The 18,075-nt window shown below is 46.7% G+C and carries 16 protein-coding genes, 1 tRNA gene and 1 pseudogene; 10 read left to right on the top strand and 8 right to left on the bottom strand.

Annotated features, from left to right (window positions below; translation table 11 throughout):
* The first annotated feature begins 2 nt into the window (after positions 1-2).
* From lpxK to CIK87_RS09370, 3 genes are all read left to right on the top strand, one after another.
* The gene (gene lpxK, locus CIK87_RS09380; protein ID WP_094386950.1) at positions 3-1,178 is read left to right on the top strand and encodes a tetraacyldisaccharide 4'-kinase; all 1,176 of its coding nucleotides are present in this window, start codon (positions 3-5) and stop codon (positions 1,176-1,178) included.
* 69 nt (positions 1,179-1,247) lie between these two features.
* Positions 1,248-2,360: a thiamine-phosphate kinase gene (gene thiL / locus CIK87_RS09375; protein ID WP_022310168.1), complete on the top strand. Its 1,113-nt coding sequence runs from the start codon at positions 1,248-1,250 to the stop codon at positions 2,358-2,360.
* Between the two features lie 138 nt (positions 2,361-2,498).
* A tRNA-Phe gene (locus CIK87_RS09370) sits at positions 2,499-2,571 on the top strand.
* Between the two features lie 112 nt (positions 2,572-2,683).
* On the opposite strand, the pseudogene CIK87_RS14830 reads toward CIK87_RS09370, so the two are convergent.
* A pseudogene (locus CIK87_RS14830) lies at positions 2,684-2,779 on the bottom strand (transposase); the annotation flags it as partial.
* A gap of 367 nt (positions 2,780-3,146) precedes the next feature.
* On the opposite strand from CIK87_RS14830, the gene CIK87_RS09360 reads away from it, so the two are divergent.
* Genes CIK87_RS09360 through CIK87_RS09350 form a run of 3 tightly spaced genes read left to right on the top strand, consistent with a single transcriptional unit; the run spans position 3,147 to position 5,466 of the window.
* Positions 3,147-3,614: a hypothetical protein gene (locus tag CIK87_RS09360; protein ID WP_144008166.1), complete on the top strand. Its 468-nt coding sequence runs from the start codon at positions 3,147-3,149 to the stop codon at positions 3,612-3,614.
* Between the two features lie 9 nt (positions 3,615-3,623).
* Complete coding sequence (locus CIK87_RS09355) at positions 3,624-4,589, top strand: hypothetical protein (RefSeq protein ID WP_094422693.1); 966 nt, start codon at positions 3,624-3,626, stop codon at positions 4,587-4,589.
* Between the two features lies 1 nt (position 4,590).
* Entirely contained in the window at positions 4,591-5,466 is an 876-nt protein-coding gene (locus CIK87_RS09350; RefSeq protein WP_144008165.1) for a hypothetical protein, read from the top strand.
* Positions 5,467-6,263: 797 nt separating this feature from the next.
* On the opposite strand, the gene CIK87_RS09340 is transcribed toward CIK87_RS09350, so the two are convergent.
* Positions 6,264-7,406 carry a protein kinase gene (locus tag CIK87_RS09340; RefSeq protein WP_094386945.1) on the bottom strand — a complete coding sequence of 381 codons (1,143 nt, stop codon included), beginning with the start codon at positions 7,404-7,406 and terminating at the stop codon, positions 6,264-6,266.
* 107 nt (positions 7,407-7,513) lie between these two features.
* Here CIK87_RS09340 and CIK87_RS09335 point away from each other — a divergent pair, with 107 nt between their 5' ends.
* Positions 7,514-8,296: an EFR1 family ferrodoxin gene (locus CIK87_RS09335; protein WP_094386944.1), complete on the top strand. Its 783-nt coding sequence runs from the start codon at positions 7,514-7,516 to the stop codon at positions 8,294-8,296.
* Between the two features lies 1 nt (position 8,297).
* Here CIK87_RS09335 and CIK87_RS09330 read toward each other — a convergent pair whose 3' ends face one another.
* Genes CIK87_RS09330 through CIK87_RS09305 form a run of 6 tightly spaced genes read right to left on the bottom strand, consistent with a single transcriptional unit; the run spans position 8,298 to position 14,384 of the window.
* Positions 8,298-9,386, bottom strand: coding sequence for a nucleotidyltransferase family protein (locus tag CIK87_RS09330; RefSeq protein ID WP_094386943.1), 1,089 nt, complete (start codon positions 9,384-9,386; stop codon positions 8,298-8,300).
* A gap of 8 nt (positions 9,387-9,394) precedes the next feature.
* Positions 9,395-10,138: a glycosyltransferase family 2 protein gene (locus CIK87_RS09325; RefSeq protein ID WP_094386942.1), complete on the bottom strand. Its 744-nt coding sequence runs from the start codon at positions 10,136-10,138 to the stop codon at positions 9,395-9,397.
* 20 nt (positions 10,139-10,158) lie between these two features.
* Positions 10,159-11,055: a glycosyltransferase family 2 protein gene (locus tag CIK87_RS09320; RefSeq protein WP_094386941.1), complete on the bottom strand. Its 897-nt coding sequence runs from the start codon at positions 11,053-11,055 to the stop codon at positions 10,159-10,161.
* Between the two features lie 4 nt (positions 11,056-11,059).
* On the bottom strand, positions 11,060-11,614 hold the full coding sequence (locus CIK87_RS09315) for a putative colanic acid biosynthesis acetyltransferase (protein WP_094387012.1): 555 nt from the start codon (positions 11,612-11,614) through the stop codon (positions 11,060-11,062).
* Positions 11,615-11,619: 5 nt separating this feature from the next.
* Complete coding sequence (locus tag CIK87_RS09310; protein WP_022310175.1) at positions 11,620-12,906, bottom strand: hypothetical protein; 1,287 nt, start codon at positions 12,904-12,906, stop codon at positions 11,620-11,622.
* Complete coding sequence (locus CIK87_RS09305) at positions 12,903-14,384, bottom strand: MATE family efflux transporter (protein WP_158216227.1); 1,482 nt, start codon at positions 14,382-14,384, stop codon at positions 12,903-12,905. Before CIK87_RS09305 ends, CIK87_RS09310 begins: the two co-directional genes overlap by 4 nt.
* A gap of 273 nt (positions 14,385-14,657) precedes the next feature.
* On the opposite strand from CIK87_RS09305, the gene fmt reads away from it, so the two are divergent.
* The 3 genes from fmt to CIK87_RS09290 are packed head-to-tail and all read left to right on the top strand — an operon-like array spanning position 14,658 to position 18,033.
* Positions 14,658-15,638, top strand: a complete 981-nt coding sequence (fmt, locus tag CIK87_RS09300) for a methionyl-tRNA formyltransferase (protein ID WP_094386939.1) — start codon at positions 14,658-14,660, stop codon at positions 15,636-15,638.
* Positions 15,639-15,644: 6 nt separating this feature from the next.
* Entirely contained in the window at positions 15,645-16,214 is a 570-nt protein-coding gene (locus CIK87_RS09295) for an L-threonylcarbamoyladenylate synthase (RefSeq protein ID WP_094386938.1), read from the top strand.
* Positions 16,215-16,227: 13 nt separating this feature from the next.
* On the top strand, positions 16,228-18,033 hold the full coding sequence (locus CIK87_RS09290; protein ID WP_022310179.1) for a chloride channel protein: 1,806 nt from the start codon (positions 16,228-16,230) through the stop codon (positions 18,031-18,033).
* Positions 18,034-18,075: the final 42 nt, after the last annotated feature.

Genomic DNA, 18,075 nt, shown 5'->3' with positions numbered 1-18,075 from the left:
CAATGAGAACCGAAGGAGATTTTATCAAAATCAACGAATGGCTTTCACCGCTAAGCTGGCTCTACGGCTTAGGGGTGAAATTCCGCAATCTGCTGTTTGATACCGGCGTATTGAAATCACAGTCGTTTAAAACGCCGGTTATCTCCGTAGGCAATATCACCGTAGGCGGTTCCGGTAAGACACCACATGTGGAATACTTGATACGTCTGCTGCAAGACTACGTGCCCGTCACCGTATTGTCACGTGGATACAAGCGCAAGACCAAAGGCTACCAACTGGCCAACGCCCACTCTACCATGAGTGACATCGGCGACGAACCGTATCAGATGAAGATGAAGTTTGACTCTATACACATTGCTGTAGATGCCAAACGCACACGAGGAATAGCACATATCATCAACGACAAGGAGACACGCGACACCGGAGCCATCCTCCTTGACGATGCCTACCAGCACCGCTATGTGAAGCCGGGCATCAACATTCTGTTGGTCGACTACCACCGACTCATCATCTACGACCGTCTGCTTCCTGCAGGCCGACTCAGAGAGCCAGCCACCGAGAAGAAGAGAGCAGACATCGTGATTGTCACCAAATGTCCGAAGGACCTGAAGCCAATGGAATACAGGGTGCTGACCAAGGTTATGAATCTGTTCCCATTCCAGGAACTCTACTTCACCACCATCGACTATGACAACCTGAAGGGAATATACAACGGCAAAAGCCTAAGCCTGAAGGAGATAGCCAACAAGAAGATTGTCTTGCTCACAGGCATTGCATCTCCCAAACAGATTGTCACAGACCTGTCTCCGCTCTGCAACAGCATAATCCCTATTACCTTCGGCGACCACCACGCCTTCACAGACAAGGATATCGAGTATATCAACCAGTGCTATCAGGAGGTAGACGGCGACAAGGTGATTGTAACCACCGAGAAGGATGCAACCCGCCTGACAGAGATAGAGGGACTCAGCGAGGAAATCAAGTCGAATATCTATGTACTCCCTATCCATGTCACTTTTATGCTCGGACAAGGAGAGAAATTCAACCATAAGATTCTGAGTTACGTACGCAAGAACTCCCGTAATGCCAAGTTGCTCAAGGCCAAAAACGAGCAGCCTGCCAAAAACAGCAGCAAGCCCGTCAACAAGCCACGGACCATAAGTTTTAAGAACAATTGATTCGCGTACGCAATGCCACTTCCCGGCACAGGACTACTATAACTAATGATTAAACGTTCATAAACAATAATGACTGATATTTCAAAACTGGGTGAGTTTGGACTTATCGACAGACTCACCAAAGACATCAAGCCCAAAAACGATTCAACAATCTACGGTGTAGGCGACGACTGCGCCGTACTCAATTATCCCGACACCAGAGTACTGACCACAACAGACATGCTGATGGAAGGCGTCCATTTTGACCTGACCTACATTACCATGCAGCAGTTAGGCTACAAGGCTGCCATGGTCAACCTCAGCGATGTCTTTGCCATGAATGGCAGTCCGCGACAGCTGCTGGTCAGTCTGGCAGTAGACAAGCGTTTCGATGTAGAAAGCATCGACGACTTCTACACCGGCCTCAGACAAGCCTGCGACAAGTGGAATGTAGATATAATAGGTGGAGACACCACCTCTTCGCGCACCGGTCTTGCCATAAGCATCACTTGCATCGGCGAAGCACAGGAAAAGGACATCGTCTATCGCAACGGGGCTTCAGAGACCGACATCATCTGCGTGAGTGGTGACCTGGGGGCCGCCTATATGGGTTTGCAGCTGCTTGAGCGCGAGAAGAACATCTTCTACGAGCAATACGATGCTCTGTCACAGAAGGTAAAGAAAGCCGAAAAGAGCGGTGACAAAGATGCACTAAAAGCCCTCAGCAGCGAGGAAGAGGCACTGCGCATGTATCAGCCCGATTTCGCCGGCAAAGAATACATCATTGACCGACAGTTGCGCCCCGAAGCCCGCGGTGACATCATGGCCCAACTGCACGAAGCCAACATACACCCCACAGCTATGATGGATATTTCCGACGGACTAAGCAGCGAGATACTGCACATCTGCAATCAGAGCCATTGCGGGTGTCGTATCTATGAGAACAAGATACCTATCGACTACCAGACTGCAGTCATGGCTGAAGAACTGAATATGAACGTGACGACCTGCGCACTCAATGGTGGTGAAGACTACGAACTGTTGTTCACTGTTCCCATTGGCGACCACGAGAAGCTGAATGGAATGGACAACATCAAGCAGATAGGCTACATTACTAAAGAAAGCCTGGGAAAAATGCTCATTACAAGAGATGGAAATGAGTTTGAACTTACAGCCCAGGGGTGGAACCCGCTTAAACATTAATTCACATTTAAGCCCTATAACGCCGTTTTTCACACAACAACTGTTAACAAAGTGAAATTCGGCATTATTTTCTTAGGCATTATGCTTGTAGTTCCAGAAAATGTTGTACCTTTGCACACGCAAACAAGAAACAACGATGGTGCCATAGCTCAGTTGGTAGAGCAAAGGACTGAAAATCCTTGTGTCCCCGGTTCGATTCCTGGTGGTACCACGAAAGAAAGCAGTTAAGTTTTACTTAACTGCTTTCTTCTTTTTTCCCGTTACCAGACTCACCATATATTATAGTGGGTCAGCGGATTTTCCCGGTTGGTGGCAATGGACAATTATGAATAAAGTGTTGCCAGTCTATACATGAAGAACCTAACATCCCCGACGCCTCTGAACTGTGTTCTGAAAGCTTTGATTTTAGCATTAAACGAGGCTCACCCGATAAACCAGGGGGCTTTATATGTATAAAAGTCTAAAAATCACGGATGATAAGAGGTTTCCTCATGAAAAATGAGTAACTTTGTAGTCAGTAATCAATAAAATGATTTGCCAATGATATAAGAGAGACTATTTATAAGACATATTAAAGAAGTGTTTGCTTCTTACTAAGAATATTCGGAAAATCGCCAATTAGAAGAATATGTAACCTGTAGTAAGTAGGTGAATGCTCATGCCGTAAGGTGTGGGCTTTTCCTTATTTGGGTTGCATGGGTGTTTGGCGATACCTCCGAATTTCAAATAAAGGATTGCCTGCACCTATTTTTTATGCCCTTACGAAAACAGCAAAATAATATGTCTATGAGAAAAATCGTATTGAAACACAAGGTGTTGCCCAAGCAGCAACCTTTATTGCAGAAAGCCTTGCTGACAGCTACATTCGCAATGCTTTCATCTGATTTGTTTGCCCAAAGATGGAGAGGGGAATATGACGACATTACTCCAACTCCTTGGTGGCTTAGTATGTTCATTGTCACTGCTTTCCTATTTTATTTATGGATTAGGAAAAGCAAAAGGCTTAAATATTTAGATATTAAAAATGAGACCCCATTAAAGGTAATGTTGGGACAAATAATAAAGTGCTTTTTGTTAGACATTAAGGACAATCCTATCTATACAATAATTACCATTGCCACATTAGCATTATACACAATTATGCTATTGTATCAATGGGCATACTATGTCTTTATTGCATTTTTATGTCTTGCTGCATTAGGAGTTGTTATTTATGTAAAGTGGGATGACAAAAATGATAAAAATATAAATTAACAAATAAATATGGCATCAATTATCACAGCATTTTTCTTCTTGCTCATAATGTTTATTGGGCATGAGAAACCTCTCAATTACAAGCGAGGAAAGTTGAAAACATTTGGAGCTTGGCTTTTAGTGGCACTATCTTTAGCAGACATGGCTTTGGCTGTTTGCATTGCATTAAAGGTACAAAGCACCTACAATGAACTTGATTACACATTCGAGTTTTTCAAGAGGTATGCACTATCATCCATTCTTATGTTTGGATGGGCTGTGTATATTTTCAAAAGTGGACCTCTACGCTCGAAGAAGTGGAAAAGGGCAGTAAAGTCTATACTTTATTTCTTGTCAAGTTTTATGCTACTTGGTTCTTCAAGTTCTGACCCTACGGCAGAATATATGGCTATGGTTCTAACATTTGTTCTATTCTTTACGATATCATTGATAGACGTACAAAAAAAACAAGACAATGAACAGATAAAAGGACAAGTTATTTCCAATTTTCAACAAGCATCACTTTGGAACATTATGGGTAAGTATGCAGTAAAAATCTGTGCAACTTGTGTAATGGCATTTTTCTTTATTGTATGCGGTATTGGATTTAAATATGATGATGCGATGAACGTTTTGGGGCTTTTTTACTTACCCTGGTTTTTCATTGCGTTTGTTTACTATACCTATTTATTATGGAGCAAAAAGCCTGTTACAGGTGAGAAAATCCTCCTATTGCCATTGCTGCAAAAAATATCTTTATTTCAGAATTACTCCGCTGATAGTATTCACATGAAGAAAGACCTGATAAAGACTGTGCTTCCATTTCTTCTGACATCAATAATTTGCCCTTTTGTATCATTATTTTGTAACGATGAGGATAATTATACTCTTTCAGCATTGTTGTGTGCCATAGCACCTATTCTCCTCATAATTAATTTAACAAAATCATATTCTAACAAATGGCTTTATAGCCAAAAACAATCAAAAGATGAATAACATGAAATCAAAACTAATTATACTTTTACCCCTCTTAGGAATATTATTAACAGGTTGTACAGAAAATTGGCAATTAAAACAGGTGCAATCCGACATCTTCCTTATAGACCTGCCTATAGGTACTTCAGAAGTGGAAAAAAGTACAGACGGACTACATTATTACATTGAATATAAAGCTCCCATGCCAAATGACCAAAGCATCTATGTGGAAGCATTCCCTTGGATTAAGACACCCAAAGAAGCAATGGAGATTGTGGGCAAGCACAGCTTTGCTTTTAATGATATAAGCCACGGCAAGGAAACAAACTTTGATTACAACACTATCAGTGGAGTTAAATATGAGGGCGATGATGGAAGTCATTTACTCAAAGGTGAAATATTCTGTTTCAATAAAGATGGCTATACGGTTATTGTTTCAAGCTATGGAAGATATAGGGACTATCGTACTATAAGAGATATAGTGCGTAGCATAAAATTTGGTGTTCCGCCTATGACAAATGAGCAGAAAGAAAAGGCTTTTAATCCTAAAAAAATTGCTCAAACTTTATCTAAGCAGATTAAGCAAGCCCTTAATACTTATAATGGAAAAAACCAAATATGTGACAGCACAAGTTGGGCATTAGAGATAGTAGTAGACAATACTATGCCTCCTACTGTACATATTAATTGTTGGTTAAGCCCACAGGCAACAGAACGTCTAAGAGACCCTATAAGAAGAGATTATGCTTTTAAGCATGCTTTGATGTCGCCATTAGAACTCTTGAATATGCCTATTGCAAAAAGTTTACAAATGAGAGAAGACAATCTCTTAACATTGAATTTCAATTATTTTGATAAATATGGAAATTATTTAGAAATAGGCGAAGAAGATGAATAGTTTTCCTCTACATTACAGCCTAAGCAGGGATGGTTTGCCACTGATTGACTCTACAAAGAGCCTTTTCTGCCATGCAGCAGGGATAATAAACAAGAGTAAATAACCAAGGAAGCAAGCCTGTTGTTTTCTAAAATGTTTCAACTACGAGACTGCTCTTTTGTGTTTTGCTATTAGAACTCAATCATTTGCAGGGATATACAATAAGGACTGAAAATCCTTGTGTCCCCGGTTCGATTCCTGGTGGTACCACGAAAGAAAGCAGTTAAGTTTTACTTAACTGCTTTCTTCTTTTTTCCCGTTACCAGACTCACCATATATTATAGTGCCACACTTAGTGTCTTCATAAGAAAGGAGCACACACTACCAGCCCAGGAGTATTTGACCCCAGGAGGCCGTTTGGACTTTGCCTTTTTCTAGAATTAAGACTGGGCATGCAGATGGTAGCCCGCTTATCTGGCGCAGTCATTGCTATCAGTCAGGAGTTCATCCCTACCGACTTTCTAAGCCCCTTCAGTGCCGCCGTGACCATCATTGGCGGCTCGTATCGGACGATACTCACATCCGCATCGGACGCCACGCACATCCGTACCGTCCGATACGCGCATCCGTTTCGGACGGTACGCGTCGGCCAAGTCACCGACCATGCCTCCAGAACAGCTCATCCTGACACTGTTGGTCGAATACATGAAATGCGTCACTTATGAACTTGAAGTCACTATTCCTCTCTACAGAAACCAAAAAAGGGATAAGCCATTCTGTTACGGCCTATCCCTTGGATATAATCATCATCCTTGATGCTATTCTGTCTTCAATTGCGCGTCCTTGTTGCTACGATACTTGGCAAAGTACTGGTCGATTACGGCACGTTCCTCGGGAGTGACCGTACCCAGACGACGCATGATGCCATAATAACAGTTGCGCACCTGCTCACTTATCTGCTGACGGCTGTGTGTGCCAATAGAGTCACCCTGATAGGGACGATATATGCTCTCCAGCCTGGCCGCGATAACCTGCTTGACACTATCAACATTGCAGCCCGATGGCACGACGGCAGACAGCGTATCGACTTCGGCTACCTGCTTGGCGGTATCTGCCGCTACCGTGTCGGGCAAGATATAGGAGGTGGCCTCTTCGGGCGTTTCATCCGAACCGAAGCTGATGCCACTCTGGGCGATATAGACGATAGCCCCCACTATCACTGCGGCACCTGCCACCAACGCTGCCCACTTGAGACCTCGAGAGAAATCTACCGACGGACGACTGTCAAGGGCCGTTGCCACGTCTTCGGCATACATATATCTGTCTGTTCTGCCCAGACTGCAACACTTGGCAATAACCGGCGCAAAGTTGTCGGGCAATGTCATCTGCCGCAACACCAGTCCCAATGAGTAGATGTCCGACCGGGTGTCTACCGCCACGGTCTCGTCTTTCTGCTCAGGAGCCTGAAAACGGGTAGATGTAAACGGGGCCTGAATTTCATCGGCAAACGGAGGACGCAGGTCTAACAGTTTGACATTGTCGCCCTGCTTCGTAATAAGGATGTTCGACGGCTTCAGATTGCGGTGGACCATAAAGCGCTGATGGATGCTCTGTAGTGCATCTATCAGTTGTCGCGCCACCCGCTCTTGTTCCTCTTCCGTATGTTGTTCTGCCAAATAATCGGTTATGGAGCGCCCTTCTATATACTCTTCCACGATGCACCGCCCCAAACGGGCGTCATCTATCAGTTCATAATAGACGGGAAGATAGGTACTGTTCAACTTGGCCACAGCCTCATACTCTTTCTTGAGCAAGGCTACATACTGGCGGCGCTCGACATATTCCTCCTTTAAGGTCTTGGCAATATATGTTTTGTCATCTATGGTAAAACGAAGTAAACGGAAGATTCCCTTTGAGGGTATCTCAACATATTTTATATTAGATAAATCAAATTTGCTCATGCTACCAAATTCTAAATACGTTATCTATGGCTACAAATTTACGAAATGTTTTAGAGATAAGCCCCATTTTGTTTTGTATTTTTTTATATTATTCCTAATTTTGCCGTATGATATTCTATTTTTCAGGCACAGGCAATACAAAATGGGCCGCAAAGCATGTTGCTGCACGCTTAAACGAAGAGTTGAAGTTCATCCCCGATGAACTTTCTACCGACATGACCTACACCGTCAATCCGGGTGAAAGCATAGGTTTTATCATTCCTGTCCACGGATGGCGTCCGCCGCTATTGGTGCGACGCTTCCTATCCCAATGCCAGTTCATTCATACCGACAAAGTATATACCTATATTATATATACAGCTGGCGACAGCATCGGCAAGGCTGTCGAGATATTCGAAAACGACCTGAAGCATCACGGGCTGACTGTCGATGCCGCACTCTCGCTCATCATGCCCGAATCGTATGTGGGTCTGCCATTCATGGATGTAGATAAGGTAGAAAAAGAAAAGGCCAAGAAACAGAAAGCAGCCGAAGAGTTGGAAGTCTTTGTCAGCGATGTCATCCTCCCCAAGAAGCAGGACATACGGAAAGTCATCAAAGGTCCCGTGCCGTCATTCTTCAGTGGGCCTATAGGCAGTTTCTTTGTCAATCGCCTGATAACCGACAAGCGTTTCCACGTAGAAGCAGACCGTTGCCTACAGTGCGGAATGTGTGCATCCGTATGCCCGGTCAATGATATCGAAGGCGGAAAAGGCAAGATGCCCTCATGGAAACACAATGGCCAATGTCTTACCTGTTTCTCCTGCTATCACCACTGCCCTACCCACGCTATCGAATTTGGTCGGCAGACACAGAAAAAGGGACAATACTATTACGACAAGAACAAGTAAGTCAGAGGTATTTCTTGAATGAAATGCCAATGCGCCTGGGAATAAGAAACATGATGTCTACGGGTGCCAACGGCAAGAACCCGAGACAATGGCGCATGGCCATCCATGCCGTCTCGATGCTTTTGCGCAGACTGGCTGTCTTGTTCTCACGGCCATACTTGCCGAAAGTACCACCAGCCATTACCTCACGCATAATCTGCCGCCCCCACCGGCTGTCGGCCTTTGTGAGCGTGAATGGAAAACTGTCGCGCGGTAACCCTATGCTGTCGACCATCAATGCGCCGACAGCCCTGAAGCCACGATAATAACCCATCTGCCGGAGGCGGGCGGCAAGTAGGTCTACATCATAATTACCCTTATTCCTATCCAGCATCAGGGCCAAATCGCAGATTTGCCGCAAGCCTACCCCTTCGACCAGCAGATGGTTGAACAGGTGTTTGAAAACAACCAGAATATCCATTACTGCCGACAACGTATGGACATCGACATCATTTATCGGCAATGTATGGGGCGATGTTGCCTCGTCGGCTATCCATCGGTCAAAACGATGCTGATGACCGGCAAAGCCAAAGGTCTCTATACGATGATGAAGTTCGAAGCGGGTCTTCTGATACGAGAATTCTGCATGCTTGTCCAACTGGTCGTCCACCACTGGAACGTTCAACTTGTCTGCCATCAAGCGTTTGGCTGACTCATAATGAGACAGAGGCACATAGAAATCAATGTCGCCCGTACTGCGCAGACTGACCTGGTGATAATAGCGTGCTGCAATCTGACCCTTGAAAACCAGATAAGGTATCTGCGCCTCTGAGAGGATTTGGGCTATCATTGCCACATGAGCATCTCTGGTGGCAGCGTGGCGCTTATGCCCCATGAGGATAGACATAATCTCCATCGCCCCCTCGTCATTGGTACGCACATTATTGGAAAGCAAGGCCTGAGCTACGAGTGCCGACACGGCCTGTTGCCGCGAAGCCCGAAAAACGGGGCTCAGCAGTTCTTCATCATAAGAGACCGGCAGTTCTTCGTTATGCCACAGAGCACTTCGCACAAGCCTCAACAGTTCTTTATGTATCAGTTTTTCTTCCATACGCGGTCTTATCTTTTGAGAAATGCCATAAACTGTGGCAGTTTCCACATCATCTTCATCACCTTCATAACTTTTCCCGACAAGTGAAACGACTGGTAGATGGCCGTATCTTCACGCCACATCTGGCGCCGGCGCGAACTGTCGGTCGACAATCCGCCCATATCCATCTTTACGATATAGCGACGAAGATAAACCGTATGAATACGATTGACATAAAGATTGCGGAACAACCAATCGGTATCAGCAGCAATCTGATAATGTTCGTTGTAGGCACCATAGCGGGCAAAAACATCGCTACGCACATAACAAGTGGGATGCAACGGCAGCCACCCCGCGCGCAACTTCCACCGCCTATTGGTTCCGCTTATCCAGTTGCGTATCACTCTGTCGCCTCTGACAAACAAGCCATCACCATAAACCATATCGGCAGCCGAAACGGCCATCGCCTCGGCCACTTGCGAAATGACAGTGCTGTCATAGAGTACATCATCTGAATGGACCAGTCCTATGACATCGCCCGTAGCCAGGCGCAACCCTTTGTTAATGGCCTCGTACATGCCGTGGTCGGGCTCGCTAATCAGGTGGGAAATATGGTCTCTATACCGGTTGATGACATCGAGTGTACCATCGGTAGAGCCTCCATCGACCACGATATACTCGATGTCGGCATAATCCTGACGGATTACGCTCTCTATCGCCCTGCCTATAGTGTGGACGCGATTGAGACAAGTGGTTAAGATGGTAACTTTCATCCTGACGACTTTGGATAGGTTTATACTTTCAATTTGGATATGGATATGCGCTTGATTTCTTCCTCAATGGCTTTGGGGTCATTGCCGCAACGCTTCTTGACCTCATAGACTTTGGCATCGGCAAGAGTACGATACCACCATCCTTGCAGAAAATGCCAGAGAAATCCCTCCTTGCCATCGAGGAAACCCAATCGGAAGAAATAACGATAAACAAACAGGGCAAAAGCACGCCAGAACAATGGGAGACGGGCGTATTTGAGTTTCTTGGCACGCACACCTGCTGAATGGGTGCCAATATTAAGAATCTGTTGGGGGCTATGCTTCTGACACTCTATGGTCAGCAGTTCGATGGCTTCGCGCGTGGCATACCAGTTGTGCTTGGCCGTCCACTCGGTAAGCGTCATCAGGCTGGCATTGTAGAAGGGATATGACATATCGGCCGTCGTACCCTCGGTGAGATAGATATGTTCATCCATCAGCTTGTCCTCTATCCTCGCCTTGCCATACCTGAACAGGCGCAACAGTACCAACGGAATGATGCCATGATTGATTTCACGGCCCATGAAATTATAGAGACATCTCAGGGTATAGCCATTGACTCCCGAAGGGGTGGCAGGCAATCGGCGTTCTATCTCGTCTATCAGTTTGTCTGTGAGATATTCGTCGGCATCCAATCGCAAAACCCACTCGGTGGTAATAGGAAGATTGTCCAACGCCCATTGAAACTGCTTGGCATGCGACTGAAACTCATGCCTCACGGCTACAGCTCCCATCTCCGTGGCCAGTTCTACCGTGCGGTCTGTACTGAAACTGTCAACGACATACACCGTACGGGCAAACTTCTGGGCATTCTGCATTACCCTTGCGATATGCCGCTCTTCGTTGAGCGTAAGGATGATTACGGATATATCTTGCATAGAGTCAGCTGTTTAATACACGTTTCTTGATAAATCGGGCAGGATTGCCACCTACTACAGTCCATGCCTCGACATCTCTGAACACACAGGCCCGAGCTCCCACTACGGCACCCTCGCCGATGGTCACCCCTTTACCGATAAAACACCCCGCAGCCACCCACACGGAATGTTCTATCCTGATGGGGGCGGTTATCAATGGATTGGTCGATTGGCTGATGTCATGGGATGCGGTAAAGAGTTGACTTCCCTGGGATATCACGACATTGTCGGCGATGGTCACCACATCCTTATTATATATCTCGACACGAGGGGCCAGACAGCTGTGGTCTCCGACCTGCAGATTCCATGGTGCCCAGATTTTGCACGATGGATAGATGTCGGCCGTACACGACACGCGCGCACCAAAAAGCCTCAACAGCCAAATGCGCAACAGATTGAAGCAAGGCAAAGCCAAGCATCTGAACAAAGTCATATTGACCAAACGCCACAGAAGCTGTTTCTTGTGGTGGGGCTTAACCTCATTGTAATGTGAGAGATCTACATGCTTTATTTCTTCCATCTTCTTCATTGATTATCTTTCTCAATATACCCGTAACGGTAGGCCAAATCCGGATATTGCATCATCTTATAGATATAATAGATACAAGCAAAATAGAGAACAAACTGGAATCTCATCGAAGATATGGGCGAGAACAGGCTATCCCATATCAATCCGATTAGGCTGCTGGTCAGCACAAAACTGAATATGCTCTGGCGACGCAAGGCAATGACGCCACATCGGATGAAGAATGCAATAATCAGGACAGACAGCAGCATGGCCAAGACACCATTGTATACGCCATAACCCACTATGACCGAATGGGTAGGTATGACATCTATATTCAGCTTGCGCTTATCTATGCGGGCGCCCTGTATCTCCAGCAACATCGTATTATAATACATACCTGGGTCGCGCGCCCATGCGCCCCATCCCACCCAAGGAGAGTCGGCAAAGGCATTGAGTCCTACGAAGGGCTCGGTGCGTCCTATCTTGAGCAACTCCAGCACATTGTATGGATTGTCCATCTTGGCTATCTGCGTGTGAGCATTGCCTCCATATATCTTGCCCGACAACACGCTGTCGACATACATCTTGTAGGAATAGGCACCAACAGCAAGGACCAAAGCGGCTCCCACAAATACCTTCTTCTTGTTCCACCTTATGCGCTCGTACAGAAACAGGGGTATCAAGCCACTGACAAGGAGTATAAGTCCATTGCCTCGCGCACCGAGCACAATGGAAATCGCTCCGAGGACGATAAACACGATTGACGCCTTAAGGTTTTTGAATCCCAACCAAACCGACAGCAGGACAGCAGCGCTGTTGATGAGTGGGCTTATCTTGAACTTGAAATAAGCCATGGCTATTCCCTCGCCAGACTTGACATCCTGAAAATCAACATCCATCTCTCCAAGTCCGAAGAAATCGTTGACTCTGAAAAACAAGATATTAGCTATCAACGTGCCCACCAGGAAGAAGACTATGTTGGACCTATTCTTGAAAAACAAGCCCAAGACAAACAAGAACTTCAGATAACACATCGCCGTGACGGCCACTCCCCTGGCAGCATTCTGCAAAGAGTTGTCCACAAGTGTCTCGCTGACAATCTGGACAACCAACAAGGCTGCGAAACACTTGGAGAGTCTCATTATCTCGGCATCATGCTGGAAGACACCTAATCCGCGGTTCTTCATCACATAAAGCCAGAAATAGAAAATCACAAAGATATCAAAGGCAGAGACGTTTCCAACGAATTCAAAACGAATCTGGTCGAGTATACAGAGGATGACTATGGAAACAAAATTCATCATCTCCCACCCTCCTTGTTATGGTTAAACCTGTCGGCAATCATTGCAAACAGCCTGCTACGCTCTTGCCTGTTGACACAGACCAACATAAAAAGCGCGGGGACCACCAGGGCAATAGCCAACACAACGGCTACAAGCCCAAGGAGCGAGTCGCCGACATACAGATGGATGACGCTGACAATGACATAAGACGCTGCTGTCAGCACAACTGCCCCCGTCAGTACCTTAGTGATATAATCGCGATAGCTCACACCCACCATCCGATGCAAGAAGAAGACGCGCACCATCTGGGTCATTCCAAAGACTATCGCCAAAACCAAATAGGCACTTTGCGGAGCTGCTCCCATATACAACACTATCAGGACAACGGGAAGTACCAAAAGCAGGGTTATGGCCTCTGCCACCTGATAGCGCTTCACAGTGCCTGTGGCTTGGATAGCAGTGTTGACTGGCGCGGCAAGTGCATTGACCAGTGTGGCCCAAAGCATCATCTGCAGCAAGGCAGAAGTGGTGGCGGGCACCTCCACCAACCATATTCCAAGCAGATAGTCGGGCATTATCAGAAATGGCAATGAAACCATCAGCATGATACCCACCGAGAGTTTGGAACTGTAATAGACCAGCTGGGCCATCGCTCCACGGTTCTCTTCTGCATAATACTTGGTAATCTGAGGCTTGGCAGCCATCATAAAGTTTGCACCAAAAGTGGAAAGTGAAGCATTGACCTGCTGGACGAGCGCATTGGCCGCATTGACGACAGGGCCGAAAAACAGATTGAAGAGTATGGGGATGCCCTGGGTATGCGCCACATAAGCAAAGGCTCCTGTGAGCGACCAACCGGAAAATCCCAACATCTCGACGAGCAGAGACTTATCCCTCGGCTCACGCGTCATCAATATAGAGAAATGCTTCTTGCAGAAATACCCGTAATACACGCGCACCCCGACCTGTATCAGACATAGCAATACGGCATAGGCTACGAGGCGGTCGCCGCCCCAAGCCAACAGGACAAAAGCCGTCGCAAGGACGGCTAACGACTGCACCACAGAGATATACGCAAAGACGACCATACGCTCGTATGAGATGATGAGCGCATTGTAAGGCAGGCTCAACACGTCGATGACAGCGGCAACTATCGTAAGTTGGCAGACAATATTGGCTGCCAACAATCTGCTCTCGGGGATATAAAGCACATAATTGACAAAAACGACACCGACAATCTCGCCCAACGCAAATATCAATAACGCCAGCAAAGCAAAGATATACCTGCTGGTAGCAAACACACGGCGAAGCATCATGTCATCGCCCTTGCCCATATAAAAGTTGAGGAAACGCTGAGCGGCATTGACCAAAGAAGCATTGATGAAGACAAAGAATGTCACAACGCCTCCCACAACGCTGTAAATGCCATAGTCGACCACGCCCAAGGCTTCAAGAAAGAGTCGGCTGGAATATATCCCCACCGCAATAGTCAAAAACATACGCGCGCTCAATGCGAGTGTATTCTTAGCTATTCGTTGGTTGTTATGTAGGGTTGACTCAGTCATAATCAAGGCATGTTCATGCTTGTGCGACACAAGACAGGCGCTTACATAGATTGCTTGCACAATCCCAACCCCATCTATCTGTCGGCTATCGCATACAAAGGTACAATTTATAAATGACAAAAAATCACATTTCCTTGATTTTTCATAGTCTTTTCGTTAACTATTTAAGTTTAATTTTATAACTTTGCCCTCAAACAAAGGACTACAATGGATAAAAGTACACTCAGAATAGTATTTATGGGTACTCCCGAATTTGCAGTAGAGTCATTGCAGACATTGGTAGAGGGAGGATATAATGTGGTAGCAGTAGTAACCCAGCCCGACAAGCCTGTAGGCCGTCATCAAGACACGCTACAGGCTTCGCCAGTTAAAAGATATGCATTGGAACACAGCATCCCCGTGCTCCAACCGGTCAAAATGAAAGACGAGTCATTCATCGAACAGCTTCGCAGTTTCAACGCCGACATCCAGGCTGTCGTTGCCTTCCGCATGCTGCCCGAAGTGGTATGGGGGATGCCCAGATTTGGCACCTTCAACGTGCATGCTGCCCTCTTGCCGCAATACCGCGGCGCAGCCCCTATCAACTGGGCGGTAATCAATGGAGAGACTCTGACCGGTGTAACAACTTTCTTCTTGGACAAGGACATTGATACAGGTAGAATCATCGACAAGAAGACCTTTGACATACCTGATGATGCTGACGTTGAATATGTCTATGACGGCCTGATGCGTCTTGGTGCCCAACTGTGCAAAGAGACGATAGACAAGGTCATCGAGTGTGACGGAGACGTGCCCTCCGTTGCCCAAGAAGACAACGACTGTCTGAAACCGGCACCCAAGATATTCAAAGAAACATGTGAGATAAATTGGAATCAATCAGCCAAGCAAGTATATGACTTCATCCGAGGACTGTCGCCCTATCCAGGAGCATGGTCATCGTTGGAGCAATCGGTTGAGGCGTCAACCAAGAACAAACTGGTGCTCAAAGTATTCAAGACCGCAAAGACAGGAAGAAGTACTGGACAAAAGGCGGGAACAATCATGGTCGAAGGCAAACGGATGTTCGTCGCCTGCGCCGACGAATGGCTGGAGATTGTCAACCTGCAGATTTCCGGCAAGAAGCGTATGAACGCAAACGATTTTCTTAACGGCATGCGTACCATCGAGGACTATCATTGTACAAAATAAAAAACTATGAAACAAGCAGAAGATATAAAGAATGCAGTTGAGGTGCTGCGCCATGGAGGTGTAATACTCTATCCTACGGACACCGTGTGGGGCATAGGCTGCGACGCCACCAATGCAGAAGCGGTGGCCAAGGTGTATAAAATCAAGCAACGTGACGACTCCAAGGCCATGATATGCCTTGTCGACTCAGACGCCCGATTGCAACGCTATGTACGTGAAGTGCCGGCTGTGGCATGGGACCTGTTTGAACTGGCAGACAAGCCTACCACCGTAATCCTTGACGGTGCTGTGAACCTGGCTCCCAATCTTATAGCCGAAGACGGTTCCATCGCTATGCGCATCACTCGCGAAGAGTTTTCCAAAGAACTGTGCTTCCGTTTCCAGAAGGCCTTGGTAAGCACCAGCGCCAATATAAGCGGACAGCCAGCCGCCGCAAACTATTGCGACATATCACAAGAGATACTCGACGCCGTCGATTATGTTTGCTTCTCACGCCGCCAAGAACACAAGCCTCATACACCTTCGAGCATCATCAAACTCGCATTGGACGGAGAGGTTAAAATCATAAGAAAATAAGCAATCACGGACGATGACAAACGTAGCTACAGAATCAGACAAAACGATAATATCCAAGTTGGTAAAGTGGAACAAACAGCACTTGTCCGATAGGCAGAGCACATTGATTCTGTCATTCTTTATCGGCCTCTTTGCTGCCATCGCCGCTTTTATCCTGCATAGTATAATCAAGGAAATCCAGCACTTGCTTACCACTGGATTTACGATTACCAGCTACAACTGGCTATACTTGCTTTTCCCTGTCATAGGTATATACCTTACCTCGCTGTTTATCAAGTACATCGTCAAAGACAATATCTCTCACGGTATCACGCGTGTACTCTACGCCATATCGACCAAGAACAGCCACCTGAAGTCACACAACTGCTGGTCATCGGTGGTGGCGTCGGCTATCACCATCGGCTTTGGAGGTTCGGTAGGAGCCGAGGCACCTATTGTACTTACCGGTTCTGCCATCGGCAGCAATCTGGGACAGATGTTCCATCTTGAGAAAAAGAACCTTATCCTTCTCGTCGGATGTGGCGCAGCTGCCGCCATTGCCGGAATCTTCAAGGCCCCTATTGCCGGACTGGTTTTCACCCTTGAAGTATTGATGGTTGACTTGTCTATGGCGTCGTTGCTGCCAATCCTCACCTCATGCGTAACCGCCACCTGCTTCTCCTATATTTTTATGGGAGGCAGTGCCCTCTTCAACTTCCATCTTGACAGCATGTGGGGACTGGACCGCGTCCCCTCCGACATACTCCTTGGCATGTTCTGCGGACTGATAAGTCTCTACTTTATGCGTACAATGACCGCATGCGAGAACTGCTTTGCCCAACTTGCCAAACGGCCATACCTGAGATTGCTTGCTGGTGGTATGGTGCTAAGTCCGCTCATCTTCCTTTTCCCATCACTCTATGGAGAAGGATACAGCGCCATCAACACACTGCTTAACGGAAGCACACCCGAAGAGTGGAATCACGTCATGGACAACTCTCTCTTCTATGGGCATGGCGACCTGCTGGTCGTTTATGTCGGATTGGTATTGCTGACCAAGGTCTTTGCCACATCAGCCACCAATGGCGGTGGCGGCTGCGGTGGTACCTTTGCGCCATCCCTGTTTATCGGCGGATTCAGCGGCTTCTTCTTTGCGCGAATATGGAACATGTATCAACTGGGCCCCTACGCTCCTGAGAAGAACTTCACGCTATTGGGTATGGCTGGAGTGATGGCAGGGGTCATGCACGCCCCGCTTACGGGAATATTCCTTATCGCCGAACTTACCGGTGGCTACCAGCTCTTCATGCCACTTATCATTGTGAGTGTAGTTTCCACCCTTACCATCAGCATCTTTGAGCCACACAGCATCTATGCCATGCGATTGGCACGACAGGGAAAACTGCTCACCCACCATACCGACAAATCAATCCTTACCCTGATGAGGCTTGACAGTCTTATCGAACGCGAGTACACATCCGTCACGCCCGACATGCCACTCAGCAAACTTGTGAGAGCATACAGCGACAGCCATACCAGTTTCCTTCCCGTGTTGGACAAAGGCGGAACCCTACTGGGAGAAGTCAACATGACACGCAACCGACATATCATCTTCAGAACAGAGCTGTACAATCGGTTCAGAGTAGAGCAACTTATGTCCGACTGTCCTGCCAAGATTGGCGAAAACGACCCAATGGACGAGGCCATGCATAAATTTGAGAACACCAATGCCCAGTATCTCCCTGTAGTCGATGTCAACAACCGTCTGGTAGGCTACATCGACCGCACGCGAATGTATTCGCTATATCGCAAAATGGTTGCAGACTTCTCGGCAGAATAAGAAACCAAAGATATACGAAACCTTCCTATTCCCCAACATCAT

The sequence above is a fragment of the Prevotella sp. P5-64 genome, from assembly GCF_002251285.1.
Classification (GTDB): domain Bacteria; phylum Bacteroidota; class Bacteroidia; order Bacteroidales; family Bacteroidaceae; genus Prevotella.
Note: the sequence above shows the minus strand (reverse complement) of the source record. Positions and strands in the feature narration are given on the sequence as shown.